Raw genomic sequence first — 1,073 nt, forward strand, 5'->3', positions numbered from 1 at the left:
GATATTGCCGACAATTCCGACAGCAGCACGGTTGAAATCAGCATGTCGATGCCGTTCTAACAACCGACATCAAAACAACGGGCATCAAACAACCGGTATAATCACAAACACCCCCGACCACACATCGGGGGTGTTTCTGATTGGTGAAGGGTCACGACCAGCCTATTTCGCTACAAACGGCTATCGCTCGATCGTCAAACCGTCACCCCCCTTTTTTAAAATCGGCCCGGCAAAACGTGCGCCGCACAGAATGTGTTTGATCTCCTACCGCTGTCGCAGTCCGGAAAGCCATCCCCATTCAAATGTAATGATACATAAAAATCTCCGCGCCAAAAATGCAACTTAAAGTTTCTTATTGACGCGACCTTTGAATCATTACAATTAATACAACGAATTATAAAAAATTTCTGGGATGGTAAATCCACCCATCGCGCTGGGGTCATTTAGTTGAAAAAGAATATTGAATTGAATTCGTGGCAAACGAAACTTTGCTGCGCAATGATCGTTTTTGGCATTTCGCTACCATTCGCGCACACTGTTTACGCGAAAAGCCCCGGCTGCTCTATCGGTGATTTGAACACGACGACAAACAGGTTTTCTTTCAGCACCGGTCCGCTGACATTCGCAAAGGGCGAACGGATCAGTATTACCATTACCGGGCCTGGTGGTGGTGTCAGAATCGACGAAATCAGATACAGAGACAATAATAACGGCGCAAACGATCTCGGTGGCGCAGATGGAACAAATCTTGCTGCCGGACAAACCAAAACCACTAATTTCACAATCCCCGCTGATACGACAGATGGCCGTATTACCATTACATTGAATTCCACAACATCCGTCACAACAAGTTGTTTAGATCCGGCACCAGCACCGTCACCAGAAAGCAGCAGCAACGACAATAATAGTACGACAAAAACTGCCGTTGTCTCAGCAGTTGCACGCTCCCAGACCAACGTCCTTCAGCAAAATATTGCGGCACGGGTTGCATCGACGAACGGCAATTCCAGCATCGGCCGGCCCGGCACGCCCGATACCGAGCCCCAGCCCGAGAATACCAATCTTGTCGACAT

1 protein-coding gene is annotated in these 1,073 nt (G+C 48.4%); it reads left to right on the plus strand.

All coding sequences use genetic code 11. From position 1 onward, the window contains the following. Positions 1-447 precede the first annotated feature (447 nt). A partial coding sequence (locus tag HCZ99_RS20440) for a hypothetical protein (RefSeq protein WP_167448888.1) occupies positions 448-1,073 on the plus strand: 626 nt, incomplete at its 3' end.

Source organism: Thalassospira lucentensis, assembly GCF_011806425.1.
Lineage (GTDB): Bacteria > Pseudomonadota > Alphaproteobacteria > Rhodospirillales > Thalassospiraceae > Thalassospira > Thalassospira lucentensis_B.